A 21,680-nucleotide genomic window follows, 5' to 3' on the forward strand; every position below is an offset into this window, starting at 1 on the left:
TGAAAAAACGGGGCTCAAACAGTGTGATTTATAACATGTACGTGTGGCATTGAAATTCTTAACGCCATTTTCTCAAGGCCGGTCGGTTAATTTGTCATTATCCTCAAAATCAACTAAAGTTGTTGGTTGCCTCGGGATGACTGGTCTTTTGAGGCAACTCCTACTTATTGTTACTCTCCACAAGGTGTACCGGTGGGAGGCAAAATGCCACAGGTAGACATGCATCCTGTACAACGATCAGCTCCACCCTTAATTTTATCGATGGTTACAAAGCTGTTTACCTTTAGGTCTTTGAGTTTCAATTTGTTCTTTTTCATAATCTTAGTTATTAGTTGGTTTTATGGTAACTAATATACTCCGGGAGGCCAGAGCAAACAACCACAGATGCTACATCATGTGCTATTTTGTGCAGCTTTAATGTGTTTCGTTGACGCATACAATTGACGGCAGGGGTGAATGCGCCGGATAACGGGCCCCGTAGATGACGAAATTACATGAACGGTATGTAAGATTTAATGTAAACCTTTCAAAACCCTGTTAAATGGCTTATCAGGTGGTGATTTTCTTCATAATACATCAACTCACTCTGCTGTAGGTACCCGTGCGTTTCTACCAGTATGTCATATCCGGGGGTAGGTATGTGTCTTGGTATTTTATAAATCCGTTCATCTTTTTTATCGAAAGGACAAGGCACTTTTGAATTGAAAAGATAAGGGATCAACGTTTTTGAGCAGCTTAATGCTATGCGGTCGACAGTATAGTCTTCAAAGTGGTCCTGAAGCCTTTCATTTATATTTTCAAAGAAGTCAAGTGTATTGGCTAACCGTACCCTCGAGCCGGCTCGTGATTTTCCTTTTGTCTTTAGGTACTTCACTTGGCTCTTTCCCTGCTTTTTTCTGACCATATAAGATTTAAACACTTTATGATCGATCATTTCATCGCCCTCACAAAAAGCTACAGCGCTGCTACCGGATTGTATCAGTAGTATGACATAGTGAACAGGGTCATAAAACTCTGTCAGGTCTTGAATAGGAGGGATGGTAAGGGGTAGCCTGAGGTAAATAATTTCCTGTCCGTTTTGATCATTAATAATTATTCGGTGCTTCTCATAGTCGTAGTAAAAAGGGATACCTTCCTTTTGAAGTACCTCTATGGCTTTCAATGTCTGCTCTTCTGATAAATACCGGGTCATTGTTTGTCCTGTTGGAATATCAAAATTTAAGGGGGTTGAGAAGCTTCTGTTAATGTGTGTTACTCTAATAGGTTTGTTCTATCAATTGCGAAAAATGTATTACTTTTTTTGAATCTTTTGCCTGAAACAGAAAGGGTTCTACATCTCTTGCCATTTCCTTCATATCGATCTTGCCACAATGTTCAATAATAGCGTCTTTTAGATCTGTTTTCCCTGAGATTTTGGCTTTTTGTTTCAGGTATTTCCAGTCGGGTTCAATTTGGAGGCTTAGAAGAAACACAATGTCGAAGAAATCACGTCCTTTATTTCGTTTTCTGTTGAGTACCGCATAAAATTTCTGAGACAGTAGTGTAGGTAAAGGTGTGGAGAGTATTTCGGTGAATACATCAAATTTGTTGAGAAGAATTTTTTCAGGAGTGTAGTTATAGTTTTGTGGTTCAGTGTCCAATTGAATGAGTATTTTTTGTTCTTGATGTCCAGACAAACCTTGTTTAAATAAAAGACCGGGGAAACGAATGTAGCAGTGAAAGGCTCCTTTGTGAACTACTTTAAGTTCCACTTCATATCCCTCCAACTCTAACCCTTTCCTTATCAATTCGGAAACTGCTGTGAAGTCATTTTTATTCAATCCTTTATTGTCAAAATCCAGGTCTTCGGAAAAGCGACTATTGCCATGAATCAACCTTAGGCAGGTACCTCCCAAAAAAATTAAATGTTGGCCTAATTCAGATTCATATACAATTTCAAGTAGCTTGTATTGAAGGAATTCACGAATGAGGAATTCCTCCGCATAATGCAAAGACTGCGGGTAGAATTTTTTTATTTCTTTTAAACTAAGCATTCAACCACTCTTTAAACTTTAAGAAACGGTGATAAAAAAGATTGTTTTGCATCAACCGGGCATACTCTTCCATGAGTGTCATATTCGCGGTTTCCAAAATCACTTGTTTGTTAAACCTCCAGGCATTAAAATCCTCCTGTTTTTTGATTGATGTCTCTAGATAGAGCAGGTCTAGTAATGCCTTTTCAGGTTCAGCCAATCGGATTTGATGTTCTTTCCCATAGGGAATAAGTGTATAGCCAAAATAGTGTGTTTGCTTCATATTGCGGTAGATAAAACGAACATCAGGCGTATCTACTTCTTTTGTTTTTTTTGTTGTTATGGACATAACATGAAAAACCGCCTCGGGAATAAAACCATAGTAACTTAGTGCTGATTGTAAGGATACATAGGAGGGTTCAAAAACACGGTTAGCGACATACCACCATAAATTAATTTCCTTCTGTACATCTGTAAATAGGTAGTACTCTCTTGCTACTTTTTGGATATATCCTTTTTTTTGCCATTCGGTCAGCCGCTTTCGGTCAAACCCTGAGAAATGCTTTCGAGCATCTTGCACGGAAAACAGCACAAATGGCTGTAGCTCTGTTTTAAATCTGATAAAACTTATATTCAATTTATTTCAGTTATGGGTGAAATTTAGCTCATAACTGAAATAAATAAAAGCTTTAGGGAGAATGTTTTATTACTGAGCATCTTCTTGAAGCAATAATCGAAACATACACAGCTTCATTAGGACTGGTCACCAATAATATATATTTTTAAGGTCGTTGTAACTGGTCATGATTAAAAAACTTCTGTTGCTCGCTTCTTTTTTTCACAGCTTTAATTGCCACATCGAGGCACAGGAGCGAGTGGGTTACGAAATTTCCGATTATTCTACACAGTCGATTGGAGATTACGACCATGTAATCAGCGAAGATGAACCTTTTCTGTTCAATTGGTCCGCCCTCAAGTTAACCTATACCGTGCCTGATCAGCCCCTGGAAGGAAGACTGGAGATATTAATTTCACCAGATAGCATACCAGATGCCAATGATGTCATTCTCTTAGATACACTCTGGTCGTTCGCCGGTTTTTCATATCAGGAGACTCAGGTGAAGCATACATTAGCGCCGCGTGAATACTACCTGCTCACCACTTTTTATGCCTCTGATACTGCTCATTTCTCACCACGAAGCAATATACTGAGAAAAAAGGCCCAGGTTTATAGCTATAAAATGTCAGTGACGGATGCTCATATCACTCACCTGCGTATATCCGAGTATAATGAAGAGACAACCCTGCACCTGAACGTAACCCATAACCTTAGCTGCTGTCCGGATCTTTTAGGAACTTTCAACAGCCAGTTAGAAGTGTTGCTGAGTGAAAATGATCAGTTGACGGCAGATGATTTATCCATCAGCACGTTTTTTATAGAAGATACGTTGCAGGCTGGAGTTGATGAAAAGGAGTATAGCTCCAATTTATACGGAACACTTCAACTGGAAAGATATAGGTATCTGATAATAAGCCGGTCTTCAGCTTACTTCACCAATGGCTACAGGAAGGTTCCGGATCATTGGTGGGCGGTTCCGTTAAGAGTTGTAGAAAATATTGAAGAAGTTAATAAATCAAAGCGGGATAAACATCCTTTCCTCACCTATGGATCTTTCGAAATTCCTTCTGATACCCTTGAAAAAATAGATGTACAACAGCTTTACGATGAAGCTGAGGAATTTTTTGAACTGTACAAAAATGCGTTGAGTGCGATTGAAGTTAAGGATTACAATCTTGCGCTGAAATGGACGGACGCTGCTTTTGCCTATGCTGGCAGCCATCGCTACAGTAGTTTGATCTATACGTCTCCCGACATGATCTCTGACTTGTATTCAGGGTTGTCCCACCTTTCTAATTATGATAACGAAAGGGAGACATTGTCTTTTCGCCTGGGGGAAGCTATGAAAATGAGCGATCTTATGGAGCAGGCTTATGAAAATCTGGTACGGAAGCTGCTTCCGGATAGCCTGGAATTGGCAGGAAACCTTGACGAAAGTGGTTTTTATGGCAACAAAGCTACTTTTGATCAGGAACTACTGTTTCAAGTGCCTGTGATCTGGAAACGCTATTCGCTTTCTGCTCTGCAGCATTTTATCCGGGTGCAGGATTACGAGTCAGCAGATCTTATTATTCAGCAGGCTGGGAAACATATGAAATTGTACCTACCACTATGGCGTATGTTGTCGGGTAATGCTACCATGAAAGAGGCATTTCTTTACCTGGGAGGTACACTTGTGGAAAGTAACGATATGCTGGATATGGCCTTGACTATGCTGGAGTTTTATACAGCTACAGGCTTATTCGAGGAAGGTAGGAATGCAGAAACGCTTGCAAAATTATTGTATGACTGTACGGATGGATCTTATCCTGCTGAATATTGGAAAACCATGGCGGCATTTGCTGAAACTACCGGCAATTGGAACGCTGCCGATTCTCTCTATGGCATGGTGGATAGTTATTACCAAAATCTACTTGAGAAACAGGAGAAAGGCACTTCGTTGGCGGGAAAATATTGGATGGAGACACAGCACAGAAATCTGTTTGGTGCTAAAACCGGTGCAGTGACCGAATTAAGTCAGTTGGAGAAGACTTTTACTAAGTACATGAGCAGCATTAAGAATGATGAAAACGCTCTTTTCCTGTACATGGACCTGATTTCAAGCCGGCATGTGAGCAGGCTGGCCGGGTTTTTAGGTAGTTCTTATTACCCGGGACTTTACCTGCATAACATCGAATCGCTGGAGGCGCAGGGAGAGTACTTCCTGGCCAGTGACTGGAAAAAAGAGCTTGCCTTTTTTCTTGGTCGAGATGGTCGGTATGAAGAGGCTTTGTCTATGTACCTAAGCCTGTTTGTTATTGAAAACATGAAGTCTCAGGCATTTCGGCTCTCTTTTTCGGAAGAAGCTCAGATATCCTACTTTGTCTTGCAGCAGGAAATGCTCAGTCGCTTCATGAGCCTCCTTGAAGAGATGCAGTCTGTGAATGAACCACACTTTGATCAGGCTTTGGAAGAGGCCCTAAAGCAAACCTTGTTCTATCATTCCTACATTTTAAGGGGTACTTTCCGGATGCTCTATGATGTGTATCAATCGGAGAGCCCACAGGTGCAAATGCAATACGAAAAGTGGCGGCTATTGCGGGAATATCTCAACAAGTTGTATGTAGAAGGAAAAACTCAGCCAGACGATATTCATCTTCTGAAGCAGGAGATAGGTCAAACAGAAAGTGAAATGATTCGCTTGTCAAGGGATACAGCAAGCTTTTATTTTGACCACCTTCCGGATGCTGAGGCTATACGAAACCAGTTGAAACATGGAGAGGCGGCAGTTGAAATAGTAAGATATCGTGCAAACCATAAAGTATATCATGGTGGCGCATTGAAATATGCCGCTTTTGTGATCAGGAAGGATTCACAGGATGTAGGGTTTGTACATTTCCCCGATGGCGAAAAGCTCGAAACGCGGAGCTACCATTTTTACAACAACGCCATTAAGTATAAACAGCCTGATACGCTGTCTTACGGTGCATTTTGGGAGCCCCTGGCAGCTCATCTGGCGGGTATAAAAAAAATATTCTGGGCACCTGATGGTGTTTTTCACCTGATCAACCCAGCTACTTTATTTAACCGTGAAACCCAAAGCCACCTTCTGGAAGAAATCGAGTTGGAGGTTGTGCCAACGATTAGCCAAATATCATCTGATGAACCTGTGGAGCTAAGTACAGCAATGCTACTCGGTAATCCCGAGTATGTAAAGGGTGAACGTTCGGAGGAAGCCACTACAGCGCCGACCACACGTAGCTCGTTACTGCAGAATAGACTCAACGGCCTTCCGGGAACCAAAACAGAAGTAGAGTGTATTGGATCTTTACTAAAAGATAATCAGATAGATATACACACGTTAATGTATCGTGATGCTACAAAACAGGCTATTTTTGCACACAATCAGGCTGATCTGCTCCATTTTGCCACCCATGGATTCTGGATGGACCTGCTACCCGGGGTTCCTGAACGTCATCAGCTATATGAATCGCTGTCCGGTTCGGGACTGGTGTTGGCGCATGCTCAAATTCCGAAAGAGGATGGTTATCAATTGCGTCCAGAGGGTATCCTTACAGCAGCAGAGATCCAGGATATGTACTTGTTCAAATCAAAGCTGGTTGTGCTTTCCGCTTGTGAAACTGGGCTGGGAGAGGTGGTAGCCGGAGAAGGTCTTTATGGACTAAAACGAGCCTTCCAGCGGGCTGGGGTAGAAAACCTGGTGACTTCACTGTGGAAAGTGGATGATCAGGTAACACAGCAATTTATGGTTGAATTTTATCAGCGCCTGGTCAAGACTAAGGATTTGTCTGCTTCATTCAACAACACCATGATGGCTATTAAGGCGCAATATCCGGAGCCTTATTATTGGGGCGCGTTTGTGCTCACGTGTAACCGGTGATGTTTTTTGTTCTCAGTTCTCGGTTTCACCGTTCTCGGTTCTCAGTTTTCAGTTTGTCGGTGGCACCACTATCTGCATAGTGAAGATAGTGGTGCCACGAATAGCCACCACCCGCCCAATAACCAGTGACCAATAGCCAGAGTGACCAGCAGCCAGCAGTAACAGTGTAGTTGTTTTTTTGTTGGAGAATAATAGTATCTGTGTAATGAGTGAGGAAATACCATCTATTAAAGACCTGAAGTTATATTACAGTCATCAGCAACCGTCATCATGCGTTGAAATATTTAATGATGCTGCGAACAGATTTGCTCAGATCATTCTTATTCGACATGGAGAGCCTGAATTGGAACGAGTGCTGTGGTACAACAGACGAAAAATAATAACCTACAGTAAAAAATACGATCTGGTAGGAGTGAAGCCCTTTGAAGTCGGACCAATTTGCACAGAGAATTTAGAGAATGTAAAGGTCTATCACAGTACCCTTCCTCGCGCGCAACATACAGCCGAATTGATTTTTGGTAGCCGTTTTCAGATGATCCCGGATAGCAGGTTCAGGGAGTTTGAAAAGAGGATAATTCCTTTTCTTAATATTCACCTGCCCCTGAAATTTTGGACCGTTGTTTCCCGTGTGCTGTGGTATTTTGGGTTCAATAGCCGGGAAATTGAAAATGTAAAGCAGGCAAAGCTAAGAACTCGCGCTAATGCTGATTTTTTAGCAAAGGAAGCGCAGCTTCATCGGACGGTTATGGTGGTAGCACATGGTTTCCATAACCGGTATGTCAGCAAGTATTTGAGGAAAAATGGATGGCACCTGGTGAGAAAGGGAGGGAGGAGTTATCTGGGAGTAAATATTTTGGCCACAAGAGTCAAGCAAGCCATAAGCAGCTAGCCATGAGGTACAAGGAAACATAATCTACAGTGAGTTTGTAACAAACACATGCCAGTGCACTGACCATGATAAATTAAAGGTTTGTAACCGCAGAGGTATCGGAGGCTTTGTTGGAGAAACACAACGAAATTTCTCTGTGCTCTCTGAACTCGCGTTAATCTGACATCTCAAATCTCAGATCTCAAATCTATAATTTTCAAAAAAGCCCCGGAAGTACAGTGACTCCCGGGGCAGCTTTTGTCAGTAAATTCTAAGATCAGATCTTCAAAAAGTCTTCAAAAGACTTTAGCTCAACAGGCTTAAGATTGTTCTTTTGAATGTAAGTATTCATTTTGCTTACTTCTTTCTCTTTGATCTTGTTGAAATCAGCTTTGGCTTTGTTAAATCGCTCTTCCAGCAACTGCAGGTTTTGCATTTCAGAAGCTGACGGCTTTTCATAGCCGGAGGCTATTTTGCTATACAGGTCCGACAGTTTTTCACGTAGTTGTGGCTCAGCAGAGCCCACATAGTTATCCCCTTTGGTGATCACCATTGTATCCTTCAGGTCGTTCAGTGATTTCGCTACCGCTTCAGCAGTCTTTTTGGCTTTAGCATCTTCCTTCATCAGGCTTTCAGCTCTGGCTATATACTCATCCATTTCGTATACCACATAAGCCAATTCCTCGTTCATGTTGTACAGTTTCATTGTAATGTTATGCTTCTCCTCCCGTTCGGCCGCTGTTAGCAATGAACTAGGGTCATACTCCAGAACAAGATCAGTTTCATAGGTGTCCTTTCCTTTGGTAAGCACTACCTTGTATGTGCCAGCCGGGACACGTGGTGATGTAAAACCACCAAAGCTGAACGTTTTGCCTTTCGCTACTTTAGGCTGCCTGATCATATAGTTCCAGGTTACCACATTTATACCTTTGGATTTTCCCGGGGTTAGTTCCATTACAGTATTTCCTCCGTTGTCCTTTATCTCCATATTCATTTTACCAAATGTATGCCGCTTCTTCAGGTAGTATACTATTCTGGCTGCTTTAGAGGGATTCGGGCCTACAAACTGCGTCTCAGTACTTCCACCACCAAAGCCACTTTCTTCTACCATTATCGTAGGTTTTGAAGCAAAAAAATGAACATCCTTTTGTAATACATCCTGACTTAGCTCTCTCAAAGGAGATATGTCGTCAATGATGATAATGCCTCGTCCATGTGTACCCATGATCAAATCATTGGTCTTTTTATGAAGCTCAATGTAGTGGACAGCCACAGCAGGCATATTGTTGGTAAATTTATTCCAATGCTTACCACCATCTACTGTAATGTAGAGGCCAAATTCAGTGCCTAAAAATAACAGATCTTCATTTACATAATCTTCCTGAATGTTGCGGGCAAAACCGTATATCTCATCGGTTACAATGGATTTCCATGTTTTGCCAAAATCAGAGGTTTTATAGACATAGGCGTTCATATCGTTTTTGGTATGGCCTTCGAATACTGCGTATGCCGTTCCTATATTGAAATTGCTGGCTTCAATGTGATAGCACCATGTATTTTTAGGCAGGCCTTGTATGTTCGCTACAGTGTTCGTCCAGGTTTTACCCCCATCCCGAGTTACCTGCACATTTCCATCGTCTGTTCCTACCCAGATCACTTTCTCATCAATTGGGGATTCCGCAATAGTAAAGATGGTGGTGTGGTTTTCAGCGCCTGAATTATCTTTTGACAAGCCCCCGGAGCTCTCCTGGTTTTGCTTTGCCGGATCATTGGTAGTCAGGTCAGGTGATATTTTTACCCAGGTATTGCCCATATCTTCCGATTTATGAAGGAACTGGCTACCCATATAAAACCGGTCGGGCTGATGAACACTAACTGCCATTGGAGCATTCCAGTTGAAACGTAGTTTTGGATCGCCTTTAACCGGTAGTGGCTGTATCGTTTTTACCTTATCTCTCTCCACGTCATATCTCCAAACATTTTCAGCTCCCTGCATTTCGGAGTATATAATGTTCTTAGTAGGATGCTTTAGCACCCTGAAGCCGTCACCAAAACCAATGCTATTCCAGTCACGGGCTTCTACACCGCCGGGAGAAGAGGAGGGGCCATACCAGGAACCATTGTCCTGCAGTCCACCATAAATATTATAAGGCTCTGCATCGTCAACGCTTATATGGTAGTACTGTGAAAGTGGCAGATTGGGTACGATCTCCATTGTAGTGCCACCATTCCAGGAGCGGTATACCCCACCATCAGTGCCTACATACATCCTGTCAGAATCGTTGATATCGAATAGGATATCGTGTATATCAGCATGCATGGGTCCAAGGTTCTTAAAGGTTTTACCTCCATCACGGCTGATAGAGCCAAAGAGTCCGCCCTTCACCACTACATCAGGATTTTTAGGATCTACTACAATTCGCGAAAAGTAGAAAGGTCGTACAACCAATCCGAAATCGTTATTCAGATGCTTCCAATTTGCGCCACCATCATCAGAACGGTATAATCCATTGTCCTTATCCTTTTCTGTTTCCAATACAGCATACAATATTTGAGGATTTGAGGGCGCTATGGCGATGGCTATTCTGCCTAATTTCCCGGAAGGAAAACCATTGTGTATCTTGTTCCATGTTTTACCTCCGTCAGTAGATTTGTATAGAGCGCTCTTGTTGCCTCCTGAGCTGAATGACCAGGCAGTTCTTCTAAACTCCCACATCGATGCATATAGGGTACTGGGGTCTTTTGGGTCCATCATCAGGTCGCCACAACCTGTGGATGGGCCGACATATAATATCTTATTCCAGGTTTTCCCCCCATCGGATGATTTGTAGACGCCCCGTTCTTCACTGTCACCCCAAAGGGCGCCCAGCACGCCAACATACATATCACTGCTGTTGGGACTGATCTCAATACTACTTATGCGTTCGGATTTGTCAAAGCCTACTTTCTCCCACGTTTTACCACCGTCATTGGTTTTGTATAGGCCATCACCAATAGAAACACTATTGCGTGTCCAGGTTTCTCCGGTACCCACCCATATGGTATTATCGGGGTCTTTTGGGTCTATTGCTACGGTGCCGATAGACTGCGCGTGCTCGTCAAATATAGGTTTAAAAGTAGCGCCACCGTCAAATGACTTCCATACACCACCCCCGGCAGCTCCGACATAAATAATGCGATTATTGGTCGGGTGTCCTTCCAGGTCATTTATCCGGCCACTCATCAATGCGGGGCCGATTTGCCGGGCTTGCAGGTCTCCGAACAGCTCCTTGCCCGACAATACTATTTCCTCCTGAGCTTGTCCATGGGAGGTAAGTATTGTACAGAGGCACGCCATTACATAAATGAGATTCTTCATGCTAAAGTAAGTTTACAATTATAAAATGAGGTCTAGTTGATATCGGATATAGTCGATATGTGAAGGAACTGCCTCAACGGATAGCTCCCATTGAGGCAGTACATGATTTTAGTTACTCTCCTTCCGGGAAAGCAAAATCATTATCGCTTACGGTTGGGTTGAGCTCGATGGAATCTATTGTTATTGGCGAAGATCCGCCATCTTTTATACCCTGGGTCATTGAGAATGGGAAGTAAAAACCATCTACTTCCTGATAATCGCTGAACGTTACCTGTCCGATCACTCCTTTTTGAGGCCCTGACAATACCTCAGTTTCTTGAGCTATAGGTACAAAATTTTCGGTGTCAAAGTAATAAAAGGTTATGTCGTCCAGCTTTTCACCGTCCACTGTCACCGGCTCTTTAGTTAATTTAATCTTGTAAGTTTCTGTACCCTCAATGGTTTCTTTGCCAACAAATTCCACTTTATAACCCTTGTCTTTGTAGTTGTAAAGCGCTTCAGGAAAATCATTTTCATTGAGTTTTTGTCTTTCGGTTGATTCAGAGTCAGCTTTTTCTGCTTTCATGGTCTGAAAGTTAGTATTCCAGAGGGTTTTACCGTCATATACACCTTGCATGATAGTATTGCCCTGAAAGGTAATTTTTGAATACTGCCTTCCATCGGCCATCTGTACAGCTTCAACCGGAATTTCCAGTCCTCCTTGTTTAACCTTAAAAGTCATTTTTACACCTTCAAGATTCCCCCAGTTATCATACCCACCGGTATTTTCAAAGTAATTGTTGATGATCTCATCTGCATCTTGAGCATGAGCTGATGATACGGCAACAATTAGCATAAATGCGAATAATTTAACACGCTTCATAATGAATTATTTAAGTTGATTAGTTAGACACTTTTTAACTTTATATTTCTATTAAAAAGTGATCCTAATTACGTGAAAAATTCAGATATCATCATTATACAAATGATAATAGTGCATACGGGCGGATAATTGGTTCTTAGGAGTGATGGGTTGAATGGAGAAATGAAATTTTGATCTAAATCTGCGGGTACAAACAGGATGAAGTATCGCGATTGAGCTTATTGGTTTGTGACGGTGGTTATTGGCCTCTAAAACCCATAGGCCCCATACTCCGCAGTAAACTCTTCTTTTTTGATGTCGGGATCTATGTTTATTTCAGAGTATTCATAATGCTCATAAAGCCCCTTATTGTCATAAACCTTCATTACCACGGGCACCATCAGCTTCTGGTCGATGAACAGGATCATTCTTGGTGAGTAGTCGTTAGGAATAGTTATGTTTTGGCCTTCGGAAATGTCGTCATAATCATCTATGTCTTCATTTATTTCCAAAAGCATGTAGCCACTGAGTTTATACTTCGCGGCTATTGAAGTAATCGATTCTCCACGCCTGACTGTATAGGTATCGTATTTAAAGTGAGGATTGTTAAACTCTACTATCCAGCATTCACGGCCTTGCCAGTCTGCCGTTTTAAGCGTGGTCAACTCATTGATCTGATGTTCATATTTTTTGAACAGGTGCTCCAGGATTGACACAACATGATCATATCCGGCATTGTGAATAGTATGGTGCTGCTTCTTCCTCATCCTGTCACCGGTAGGATCAAGTTTTAGGTTAAACCATGGAAAACCATTAGGATTGATCAACGCGGCTTTATCTCCCTCTGCATACAATACCTCCAGCCCATTATTAGGATATTCCTGACGTGTGTAGACTTTGAAAGGGTTGCGTTGCAGCTTTACCGATGCTATCTGTGTGGTCATTTCTCCCTCTATACGCTCCATTTTTTTCATTTTGTAAGTGAGCGTCTTGATTTTTTTGGTGGAATCAAACATCTGTCTGGTAATTTCAGCGCCCGACTGCGCCATAATCAGGTTTACAGAAATACCTGAGACAATGCAGGTGAAAAGAAAGCAAAAGTTAAAAAATGTTATCACATTAAAAAGTTAAAGAGGCCAATCCACAATTTGATTTAAAAAAATCAAAATTTCAAATGGCAGGTGTGATTATTTAAATATTAATCTTGTTTAAAAAGTTCAGGTAACCGAGCCAATAATCCAAATTATTAATGGCTAAATGGTTCCGGATGTTTTAAGTTTGCCAACTTATATGTTATAAAAGTTATTATAAGCTATAAAAATACGCTGAACGCTATGGACTGCACTACGCGCAAGACATGTTATAACACCAAAGAACAAGCGGAGGATGCTTTGCTCCGTGCCAGAGCGCAATACCCTTCATCATCAGGCGCCGGGCCTGTTGCAGTGTATCATTGCGCATATTGTAGTTGCTATCACCTCACCTCTAAGGGAGAAGTAAGTGACTTGCTCCGGTCCAAAAATACACGTCAGAAGATAGACCTCCAACGCGAAGCCAACTACTGGGAAAGCAAGATGAAGGGAAGGTAGTTTCTGGTTAGCTGGTTGGGCCTTACTGGTTAGGACGCTGGTCAAGGTTTGAAATATAAGATGTGAGATGGAGGTATGTGCTGACTTAAATCTGCTGCCTGATTTTTTGTTATTATTTATTCCACAGAAAGACCTGAGGTATTCTGCTTATTATTAAACGTTTTATAGCCATGAATTTTAGAAAGCGTAAAGCTTCAGCTACTGGGCACTGTTACGATAAGACCTCAGCATAGTGCATAATTAACCACACCGATTAAAAAAGAACAGCAGGTAAATTTCTGTTTTAAAAGGACTTATGGTGGTGGTAAGGCTGGCATGAAATTGCTTCCATCAAAGCTAATTTACCAACTAAACAGAAAGCCTATGTTTTACCACATCAAAGATCTACAATTTAATGCGCGGGTTTCCAAAGCAGACCCAAGATTTGCCCGCTTGCTCCTGGAACAATTCGGGGGACCTAATGGAGAATTGAAGGCCGCCATGCAATATTTCGTTCAGGCCTTTGCCGCCAGGCAACCTTTCCCTAAAGAATATGATCTGTTAATGGATATAGCCACCGAGGAATTTAGTCACCTGGAAATAGTGGGGGCCACAATACAAATGCTACTCAATGGTGTTAACGGTGAGCTTAAAGATGTTGCCGATAAGTCAGAGATCATGCAACTATTGGATGGAAAGGATGCCAAAGAAAATATGATCCACCAGTCGATGACCAATCCCCAATTTCTTAATAATAGCGGAGGTAGTCCTACATTGACCGATAGTAACGGAAATCCATGGACTGCAGCCTATGTGACTGCCAACGGAGACCTAACTGTAGACCTCAGGTCAAATATTGCTGCGGAATCACGGGCAAAGATCGTGTATGAATATCTTATGCAATTTACTGACGATGCCTACGTGAAGGAGACATTGCAGTTTCTAATGACCCGTGAAATTGCGCATTTCCAAATGTTTGAAGCTGCCCTGGAAAATATACAACCCAATTTTCCTCCGGGAATACAACAGGGTGATCCCAGGTACTCCAATAAGTACTTTAATATGTCTAATGGATCCAGTGCGAAGGGACCATGGAACGAAGGTGTTTCTACAGGTTTGGGTGAAACCTGGGAGTATATCGATGATCCTGTAGAGCATGTATTGAAAACAAACGGACTACTGGATGAGCCGGTTAGTGGTACCCAAAGGACTATGGAAAGCGCCAAAGAGAAGACAGAGGACCTAAGTAAAGTGAGAACTCAGCACATAAAAGGAGCCGTGCCTAAGGGCGAAAACCAATGGAGCAGATATGAGAAAGGAAAGATCAAGCAGGAGGTTTAATATGAATAATAAAAAAGGGAGGGTGGAAATAGAATATTTCACAGATCCGCTCTGCTGTTGGAGTTGGGCCTTTGAGCCTCAGTGGCGAAGGTTGAGGTATGAATATAAAGATCAGGTGCGCTGGAAGTACAGAATGACTGGGTTGTTATCTGATTGGAAGGCATACAACGATCCAATGAACTCTGTGACACGACCGACTCAAATGGGGCCGGTGTGGAAAGAGGCTCAGCATATATCCGGAATGCCTGTAAATGATAAGGTGTGGGTGGAGAATCCTCCCAGATCATCATATCCGGCATGTTTGGCAGTAAAAACCGCTGAGCTGCAAGGGGCAAAGGCAGGAGAGCATTATTTGAGAAGAGTACGTGAAGCTGTTATGACGGAGTTGAGGGATGTGGCGCGAGGCGATGTGCTTCAGCAGATCGCACACGAAGTAGCAGAGGAGTGGCCGGGGTTGTTGGATGATGAACAGTTTGAGCATGATTTTTCCTCAAGAGCGGCGCTATCTGATTTTAAAAAGGACCTGAAAAGGGTAAAGCAAATCGGAATTAACCGTTACCCCACATTAACACTCAAGGTGAAGGGACGAAAAGGTGTCATGATCACCGGGTACAGACCGTATAGTGTGCTGTTGCAAGCGCTGCAAAGTGTTTGTCCTGGTATCCAGAGATCGAGAAAGATTGAAAATATTGACGACTACTGGAAATATTGGGGAACCCTGACTGACAGAGAGCTGAGCGAAGCCGAATTGACATTCGGCTCAAATGAGGCTGAGAACATGGCTGAAAAATATGGAGTAAAATGAGGTTGTTAAGAGTGATATTAGCCGGAGCAATAGGCACAACTGCTATGACAGCTTTTAGCTACGCCATTTCAGCAGCCAGAGGTAAACAGTTCAGAGAGCCTGAATTGTTAAACAAACTGACCAGGCGAATAGAAGAAAGGCTGGAGATCAGGAGGAGGCATAATGATGTGGAAGGATGGCTCATGCATTACTTAGTTGGCCTGCTTTTTTCTACGATCTATGATCAGTTGTGGCAAAAGAGCCGGATCAACACCTCATTTTTTAAAAGCTTAGCTATGGGGGGTGTTACGGGTGTCTTTGGTGTTTCAATCTGGCACCTGACATTCAAAATGCACCCAAACCCGCCAAAGATTCATTTAAAGGAATTTTATGTGCAACTTCTGGTGGCACATGTCATCTTCGGAGTCTTTTCCTCGTGGGATATCGAATAAATGTTGATCAAAAATCATTGTATACCGGATTAAATAATCTGAAGTCATTACCTGAAACAAATGTCCTCGTGAGACGATAATATATTTTTCTCCTGACATAAGGTTGTCACAGGGCCTTGCTATGTTTGATAAAAGTGTAAAATTGAGTAGCAAACATGGCATTCTATGATCTATCTAAAGGCGACAGAGTCAGGCTGGTCCGCAGAATTCAGGAGAATATTGGTGAAGGTTTTCGCCATGGTGAGGCCGGGTGTATCCTAAAATACTTTTCGGATGATGATACCTATGTCAGAAAAGCAGCATACCAGGCGGTTGGAAAGGTATATAAAAGTAGCCCCGAACTACATGCCCGTATTCTGGTCATTCTCAAAACAATATTGAGATCCGATCTTGCCAAGGTAAGACAAACAGCAGTGAACGCTGCCGGAGAGATAGGTATCCATAACTTTGAAGCTGTGCAATATTTCTTCGACACAGGTCTTTTTGATCCCCATCATTCAGTCCGAAATGCTGTTATCGGGTCGCTCAAGAAAATGAGTGAGAAAAATCCCGTTCCCACATTGCAGTGGGCAAAGTTGTACCTCCATCATGATGATAAAGAGATCAGGCGAGAAGTTTGTCATGGTATAGAACTGAGAGGCCGTACACATCCTCAGGACATTTTACCGTTGCTGGAACAATTGCAACACGATAAGACATCAAGGGTTCGGAATACACTTATACATGTGCTCGGACAAATTGCTTATAAAAAAGGATGCCTGCCGGTAGTAGTGCAAGCGTTAAGCGCATGGGACAATCAGATATTGGTAAAAGAAGCGATAGAAGAAATTGTAGATGTACACAGGCGCTACAAGAATTTTGCCGCGCTGACAGCAGGTGAGGCTAAAACCTATATTGAGCAATATTTTTCAAAATAAATAATTGAATAACAATGTGTTAATATTTTATATTTAAAGCTATTTATAAGTTTTGTAATCAATGAACTTTGAAGAAATAATAACCGATAAGGCCATAAAGCCAAAAGAGAAAACAGAAGCGCTTAGCCGGTGGCTTGCGAATAATCCTTTAGAGCTGGAGAGGCTTATTAGCTATGCTGAAAAAGCCAAAGATCCTGTGAAAGCCTCATGCATTGAGGCTATCGAATACGTTACTAAAGATAATCCTCAGATTGTTACTGTCCATTGTTGCGATTTTCTTTCCGCTGCTCTGACAGAAGATGTCCCTCGAATAAAATGGGAATCAGCAAGGGTTATCGGGAATATTGCTCATTTGTTTCCTGACCGGTTAGAAGTAGCCGTAAAAAATCTACTTCAAAACTCTGATCATAAGGGAACAGTAGTGAGGTGGAGCACAGCATATGCTCTTGTCCAAATTATAAAGACTAAGCAGTGGCAGACCAGTGCGCTTATTGGTGCTATGGAGGCCATTGCGCAGCGAGAGGAGAAGGCGAGTATAAGGAAGATTTATCTTACGGGCTTAAAGGGCATCAAAAAATAGACAGATATAAGACGCTTATAGTTGCTGGAAGGTTTTTTATTCCACGTAAGTTTCTTTGATTACAGCTTTTACCTCCTGTAGCTCAGGTTTGGATAAGCGGCCTAGCTTCTTTATGATTCGTTGCTTGTCAATAATTCTGATTTGATCCAGAACAATCCAGCCAATTTTGTTGTTGTGTTTTAATTCAATCCTGGTAGGGTAGTTTTTAGATTTGGTAGTCATTGGAGCGACTACTATTGCTCTTAGGTACCTATTCATTTCATCAGGACTAATGATGGTGCAAGGTCTTGTTTTTTTAATTTCGCTGCCTATGGTAGGATCTAAATTGATCAGTATGATGTCATATTGATTTAATTCCATTCTTCAAGATTTTCATCTTTAAAGACATCATCAAATAAAAGCTGATCATCCCCATTCTCATGCATCTTTTTAAAAGCTTCATCCCACCCTTTTCTTGGATTAGATAATGGTTTTAGAATTATATAGCCTTTTTCAAGTATGAGTTCAACTTTTTCTCGCAAATTGTACTTTTCAAGCAAAGTTTTACTCAGTCTTATTCCTTTTGAATTACCGATTTTAATTAGAGAAACTTCCATAAATAGCGTTAAATGTTATTACAAAGTGATTACATATTATGGTAAGTCCTACAAATTGCAGTGATATTTAGTTCCGGCAAAAAGGCATAGGCTATACTTCATCCAAATAGATCCAACTGTCCGCCAGGTGGCTTCGATTTTCCAAACACCGTACGGCCTCCGTACTTATAGCTGTCGCTTCTTTCCTTCTCGAGAATCTTTTCAAAACGGTCAGGATCAGGTTTAAAGTTCTTTTCCATTCTGACTGCGAGGTCATGGAGGCTCTTAACAGCCTTCTGCTTATCCGACTGCCCTATTTTTGCTCTTTCAACCGAGGTTTTAAGTACATGCATGGTTTCGTCATACACCTTAGTAGGCACGGGAAAGGGGTGGCCATCCTTCCCTCCATGAGCAAAGCTATAGCGTGCAGGGTCGTTAAAGCGAGAGGGAGTGCCATGAATTACTTCACTGACCAATGTCAGAGACTGTAACGTTCTGGGGCCAAGCCCGTTGACCATCAGCAGGTCATCAAAGGTATTTATCTTACCGCTGTTAGCTAATGCCAGTACACTACCCAGCCGTTTCAGGTTAACATCCTCTTTTCTCACGTCATGGTGTCTTGGCAGAATGATTTTGCGGATCTCTTTCATCATGAGGTCCGGTTCTTCCCGTGAGATGTTCATTATGCCCTCTTTAGCTGGTTTGGCTTCAGGGGCTGTCAGGTTGAGGATAGGCCCCTTGTTTAGGCCGCATACACCGGAATGTGGATTTTCAGTAAATGATCGGATTCCGGGTGAATGCCAGTGGTATCTTCTTGCCATACCATTGGTTTGGTTCATTCCTTGCTGCACAACCACCCACTCGCCCTCGGTTGTTACTACAAAAGAATGGAGATACAACTGATAACCATCTTGGATAGCAGTGTTGTCGACTTTAGCGCTTAACTTGCTGTTTTTCACCATTACATCGCCATCAAAGCCTACCTTTTCTGCCAGCGATAGCAATTCGTCAGGAGTTTTACGGGAGTGCTTTCCACGACCACCGCATATGAATATACCCAATGATGACGATATCGGATTGATACTCTTCTTTAAGGCGCCCATTACTGAGGTGGTGATACCTGATGAGTGCCAATCCATGCCCAGAACCGCCCCAAAAGCCTGGAACCACAAAGGGTCGCTCAGGCGCCTGAGAAATTCCGACCTGCCATATTCCAATACCACAGCTTCAGTGATGGCGCCACCAAGCTTAGCCATTCTTCCAGCAAGCCAGTAAGGCACTTTACCTCCGTGCAAGGGCATGTCTGCATTTCCCGATCGTTTCATGTTTAAATGTACTAATAAATTTAGTAAAAACTAATATATTTGGATTTTGATCTTTAAAATTCCTTTACATATAATGGGCCAGTTTGAACGAAAAATTAGTCATGGCAGAGGTAATGAATTAAATAACCGCGCGTGGTGTTTATTGTGTAGAATTAAAAAGCTAACTTTGCAGTTCAAATAAAATACATCTATTGACAAATTTTTCAGATTTAGGGCTTTCAGCACCGTTGTTGAAGGTTCTCCCCGAATTGAATCTTCAAACGCCAACAAAGATTCAGCAACAAGCCATCCCCGTACTAATTAATGAAGCAGACAGAGATTTCATAGGGCTGGCCCAGACAGGAACGGGCAAGACGGCAGCTTTTGGCCTGCCACTATTACAGGCTATTGATGTTACCCGCGGTGGTACACAGGCATTGGTTTTGGCACCTACGAGGGAGCTTGGGCAGCAAATAGCTCAGCAGATACAGGCATTTTCAAGATATATTAAAGGTGTAAGAGTGCAAGTAGTATATGGTGGTGCATCCATTGTGCCGCAAATGAAAGCGCTCAAGAATACACCGCATATTATTATAGCCACTCCGGGGCGTTTGCTTGATCTGATCAACAGAAAGGCCATAAACCTTGGCTCGGTAAAGTATGTGGTCTTCGATGAGGCAGATGAAATGCTCAATATGGGCTTCAGGGAAGATATTGACCATATACTGTCATATACTGCCGGAGAAAAGTCTACCTGGCTTTTTTCAGCTACTATGGCTAAGGAAATCCGGGATATAGTGAATAAATACATGGATAACCCGAGTGAAGTCAAGATCGACTCGGGTACGCTGGTGAACCAGGATATAGACCACCAGTACTTTGTCGTAAAAGCCAAGGATAAGGCCAGCCTTTTGGAGCGCATTATTGCATTGGAACCGGACATGCGAGGCATTGTATTTTGCAGGACCAAGCGCGATACACAAGAACTTTCTCATCAGCTTCAGGCGAAAGGATTGCCTGTAGACGCAATCCATGGGGACCTGTCACAAGCACAACGCGATCAGGTGATGAAGAGGTTTAAGAATCATACACTCGAATTTTTGATCGCTACTGACGTAGCTGCCAGAGGTATTGATGTCAATGACCTGACACATGTTATTCACCACTCTATGCCTGATGATCTTGAATATTATACGCATAGAAGCGGACGTACCGGACGTGCGGGTAAAACGGGTATTTCCCTCGCTTTGGTAAGTGCCTCGGAACAAAGAAAACTGAAGTCTCTTGAAAAGAGGTTGAAGCTTTCGTTCAGTCCATACCAACTTCCGGATGCCGTGAGTGTGGAAAACAATAAATTGAAAGTGTGGGCTGAAAAAATTATGGCTACAAAAGTAGATCAGGAAACCACAGAGGCACATGCTGCAGATATTGAAAAGATATTTGATGGTATGTCAAAATCTGAGGTTATTGAAAAACTGATAGCCTATAAGCTAAATAAAATCGGTATTAACGGTAATAAAGGTCCACAGTTGGGACAGGATTTCGAAGGCTTTAGCGAAGATGTGCATTCCAATAAAAAAACGGATCGCTTTTTTGCGAATGTCGGTAAAATAGATGGTCTGAATAAGCGTGAATTTATCGATTTTATAGTTGAACACTCTGATATAGATTCAAAACTTATTGGCCCTGTTACCATAGAAGAGAGAAGGTCATACTTTGAAGTAGAGAAAGAGGCATCAAAGAAAATCGAAGCCGCTTTTAAAGGGCTATTTATTGATGACAGAGAGATAAGGGTAAATAAGGATAATCCCAGAACAGGCAGGGTGAAGAGCAAAGAAAGAGGTAAACCCCGTGGCAGGAGAGGTGCAGGCCGCACTCCGAGACGAGGAAGAAAATAAAAAGAAATAATTTTTAGCGTCCGGGCGTAACATTATAATGGCCCGAGCGTTAAGAGGAAAAACATAGTAATCATTAAAAGCTTGTGTATGATTTTTTTTGGTTACTTTTGATGAATATTTTAATAATTAATAATGAAAGAAGGAAAAGTAAAATTCTTTAACGAATCTAAAGGTTATGGATTTGTAAAAGATAATGACGACAACAAAGAGTATTTTGTACATGTATCAGGTCTTATTGACGAGATCAGAGAAAATGATGAAGTAACATTTGATCTTGTAGAAGGTAGAAAAGGTTTAAATGCCGTGAACGTAAAGCTCGTTTAAGAGATAAAGATATATAAGTTAATACCTTTTAAGTTTGAAGCCGGCTCATTGAGCCGGCTTTTTTTATTAGAGTCTCTAAGAAAGCGCCAATTCGGATCAGGCAGAAAAGCTGGGGACCTGAGAAGTCAAAAGAATACACCGATGGTCCGGTCCTGAAAAGCATAGACCTGTGCCTTTCAGGAATCCTCATTTGCGCTTTTTTAAGATACCTTCCTTTGCATCTGCGATAAATGATTAACCGTGGTAATGTAAGAATATCTGTCGTTTTACTCATAAACTTCTGAGTGTTATACTATAACATTCAAATATTTAGAATTATATTTAGTATAATAGAAACGGTTTGTTTCGTAGAGTGCCCT

General features: G+C 42.0%; 20 protein-coding genes. 10 read left to right on the forward strand and 10 right to left on the reverse strand.

The features are described from left to right. Window positions 1-170: 170 nt before the first annotated feature. The 4 genes from C900_RS29875 to C900_RS10390 form a co-directional block, all read right to left on the reverse strand. Window positions 171-317 (reverse strand): pinensin family lanthipeptide, encoded by a 147-nt coding sequence (locus C900_RS29875; RefSeq protein ID WP_009579782.1) that lies wholly within the window; start codon window positions 315-317, stop codon window positions 171-173. Between the two features lie 209 nt (window positions 318-526). Beyond that, on the reverse strand, window positions 527-1,192 hold the full coding sequence (locus C900_RS10380; RefSeq protein WP_009579783.1) for a hypothetical protein: 666 nt from the start codon (window positions 1,190-1,192) through the stop codon (window positions 527-529). 64 nt (window positions 1,193-1,256) lie between these two features. After that, the gene (locus C900_RS10385) at window positions 1,257-2,033 is read right to left on the reverse strand and encodes a nucleotidyl transferase AbiEii/AbiGii toxin family protein (protein WP_009579784.1); all 777 of its coding nucleotides are present in this window, start codon (window positions 2,031-2,033) and stop codon (window positions 1,257-1,259) included. Beyond that, on the reverse strand, window positions 2,026-2,649 hold the full coding sequence (locus C900_RS10390; protein ID WP_040496429.1) for a type IV toxin-antitoxin system AbiEi family antitoxin domain-containing protein: 624 nt from the start codon (window positions 2,647-2,649) through the stop codon (window positions 2,026-2,028). Before C900_RS10390 ends, C900_RS10385 begins: the two co-directional genes overlap by 8 nt. A gap of 166 nt (window positions 2,650-2,815) precedes the next feature. Between C900_RS10390 and C900_RS10395 the strand changes: the two genes are divergently transcribed. Together C900_RS10395 and C900_RS10400 are read left to right on the forward strand one after the other, a co-directional pair. Then, complete coding sequence (locus C900_RS10395; protein ID WP_009579786.1) at window positions 2,816-6,511, forward strand: CHAT domain-containing protein; 3,696 nt, start codon at window positions 2,816-2,818, stop codon at window positions 6,509-6,511. 205 nt (window positions 6,512-6,716) lie between these two features. After that, window positions 6,717-7,400 (forward strand): histidine phosphatase family protein, encoded by a 684-nt coding sequence (locus C900_RS10400; RefSeq protein ID WP_009579787.1) that lies wholly within the window; start codon window positions 6,717-6,719, stop codon window positions 7,398-7,400. 256 nt (window positions 7,401-7,656) lie between these two features. Here C900_RS10400 and C900_RS10405 read toward each other — a convergent pair whose 3' ends face one another. From C900_RS10405 to C900_RS10415, 3 genes are all read right to left on the reverse strand, one after another. Continuing rightward, window positions 7,657-10,737: a WD40/YVTN/BNR-like repeat-containing protein gene (locus C900_RS10405; RefSeq protein WP_009579788.1), complete on the reverse strand. Its 3,081-nt coding sequence runs from the start codon at window positions 10,735-10,737 to the stop codon at window positions 7,657-7,659. A 112-nt stretch (window positions 10,738-10,849) separates the two neighbouring features. After that, on the reverse strand, window positions 10,850-11,599 hold the full coding sequence (locus C900_RS10410) for an outer membrane lipoprotein-sorting protein (RefSeq protein ID WP_009579789.1): 750 nt from the start codon (window positions 11,597-11,599) through the stop codon (window positions 10,850-10,852). Window positions 11,600-11,847: 248 nt separating this feature from the next. After that, window positions 11,848-12,696, reverse strand: a complete 849-nt coding sequence (locus C900_RS10415; protein ID WP_040496431.1) for a DUF1571 domain-containing protein — start codon at window positions 12,694-12,696, stop codon at window positions 11,848-11,850. Between the two features lie 216 nt (window positions 12,697-12,912). Here C900_RS10415 and C900_RS29880 point away from each other — a divergent pair, with 216 nt between their 5' ends. From C900_RS29880 to C900_RS10440, 6 genes are all read left to right on the forward strand, one after another. Next, the gene (locus C900_RS29880) at window positions 12,913-13,167 is read left to right on the forward strand and encodes a hypothetical protein (protein ID WP_157493990.1); all 255 of its coding nucleotides are present in this window, start codon (window positions 12,913-12,915) and stop codon (window positions 13,165-13,167) included. A gap of 363 nt (window positions 13,168-13,530) precedes the next feature. Further along, complete coding sequence (locus C900_RS10420) at window positions 13,531-14,487, forward strand: manganese catalase family protein (RefSeq protein ID WP_009579793.1); 957 nt, start codon at window positions 13,531-13,533, stop codon at window positions 14,485-14,487. A 1-nt stretch (window position 14,488) separates the two neighbouring features. Further along, window positions 14,489-15,292, forward strand: a complete 804-nt coding sequence (locus C900_RS10425) for a DsbA family protein (RefSeq protein ID WP_245558419.1) — start codon at window positions 14,489-14,491, stop codon at window positions 15,290-15,292. Beyond that, window positions 15,289-15,723: a hypothetical protein gene (locus C900_RS10430; RefSeq protein WP_009579798.1), complete on the forward strand. Its 435-nt coding sequence runs from the start codon at window positions 15,289-15,291 to the stop codon at window positions 15,721-15,723. Before C900_RS10425 ends, C900_RS10430 begins: the two co-directional genes overlap by 4 nt. Window positions 15,724-15,878: 155 nt before the next feature. Further along, complete coding sequence (locus tag C900_RS10435) at window positions 15,879-16,640, forward strand: HEAT repeat domain-containing protein (protein ID WP_009579800.1); 762 nt, start codon at window positions 15,879-15,881, stop codon at window positions 16,638-16,640. A gap of 61 nt (window positions 16,641-16,701) precedes the next feature. After that, entirely contained in the window at window positions 16,702-17,220 is a 519-nt protein-coding gene (locus tag C900_RS10440; RefSeq protein ID WP_009579802.1) for a hypothetical protein, read from the forward strand. Window positions 17,221-17,256: 36 nt separating this feature from the next. Here the strand turns inward: C900_RS10440 and C900_RS10445 are convergent, their stop codons facing one another. From C900_RS10445 to C900_RS10455, 3 genes are all read right to left on the reverse strand, one after another. Beyond that, on the reverse strand, window positions 17,257-17,580 hold the full coding sequence (locus C900_RS10445; protein WP_009579804.1) for a type II toxin-antitoxin system PemK/MazF family toxin: 324 nt from the start codon (window positions 17,578-17,580) through the stop codon (window positions 17,257-17,259). Further along, window positions 17,571-17,816 (reverse strand): AbrB/MazE/SpoVT family DNA-binding domain-containing protein, encoded by a 246-nt coding sequence (locus tag C900_RS10450; protein WP_009579806.1) that lies wholly within the window; start codon window positions 17,814-17,816, stop codon window positions 17,571-17,573. Before C900_RS10450 ends, C900_RS10445 begins: the two co-directional genes overlap by 10 nt. 98 nt (window positions 17,817-17,914) lie before the next feature. Continuing rightward, window positions 17,915-19,120, reverse strand: a complete 1,206-nt coding sequence (locus C900_RS10455) for a DUF763 domain-containing protein (protein ID WP_040496434.1) — start codon at window positions 19,118-19,120, stop codon at window positions 17,915-17,917. A gap of 191 nt (window positions 19,121-19,311) precedes the next feature. On the opposite strand from C900_RS10455, the gene C900_RS10460 reads away from it, so the two are divergent. Further along, on the forward strand, window positions 19,312-20,997 hold the full coding sequence (locus C900_RS10460; RefSeq protein WP_157493991.1) for a DEAD/DEAH box helicase: 1,686 nt from the start codon (window positions 19,312-19,314) through the stop codon (window positions 20,995-20,997). Window positions 20,998-21,129: 132 nt separating this feature from the next. Then, on the forward strand, window positions 21,130-21,321 hold the full coding sequence (locus tag C900_RS10465; protein ID WP_009579811.1) for a cold-shock protein: 192 nt from the start codon (window positions 21,130-21,132) through the stop codon (window positions 21,319-21,321). Window positions 21,322-21,680: the final 359 nt, after the last annotated feature.

The sequence above is a fragment of the Fulvivirga imtechensis AK7 genome, from assembly GCF_000331535.1.
GTDB classification, from domain to species: Bacteria; Bacteroidota; Bacteroidia; order Cytophagales; family Cyclobacteriaceae; genus Fulvivirga; species Fulvivirga imtechensis.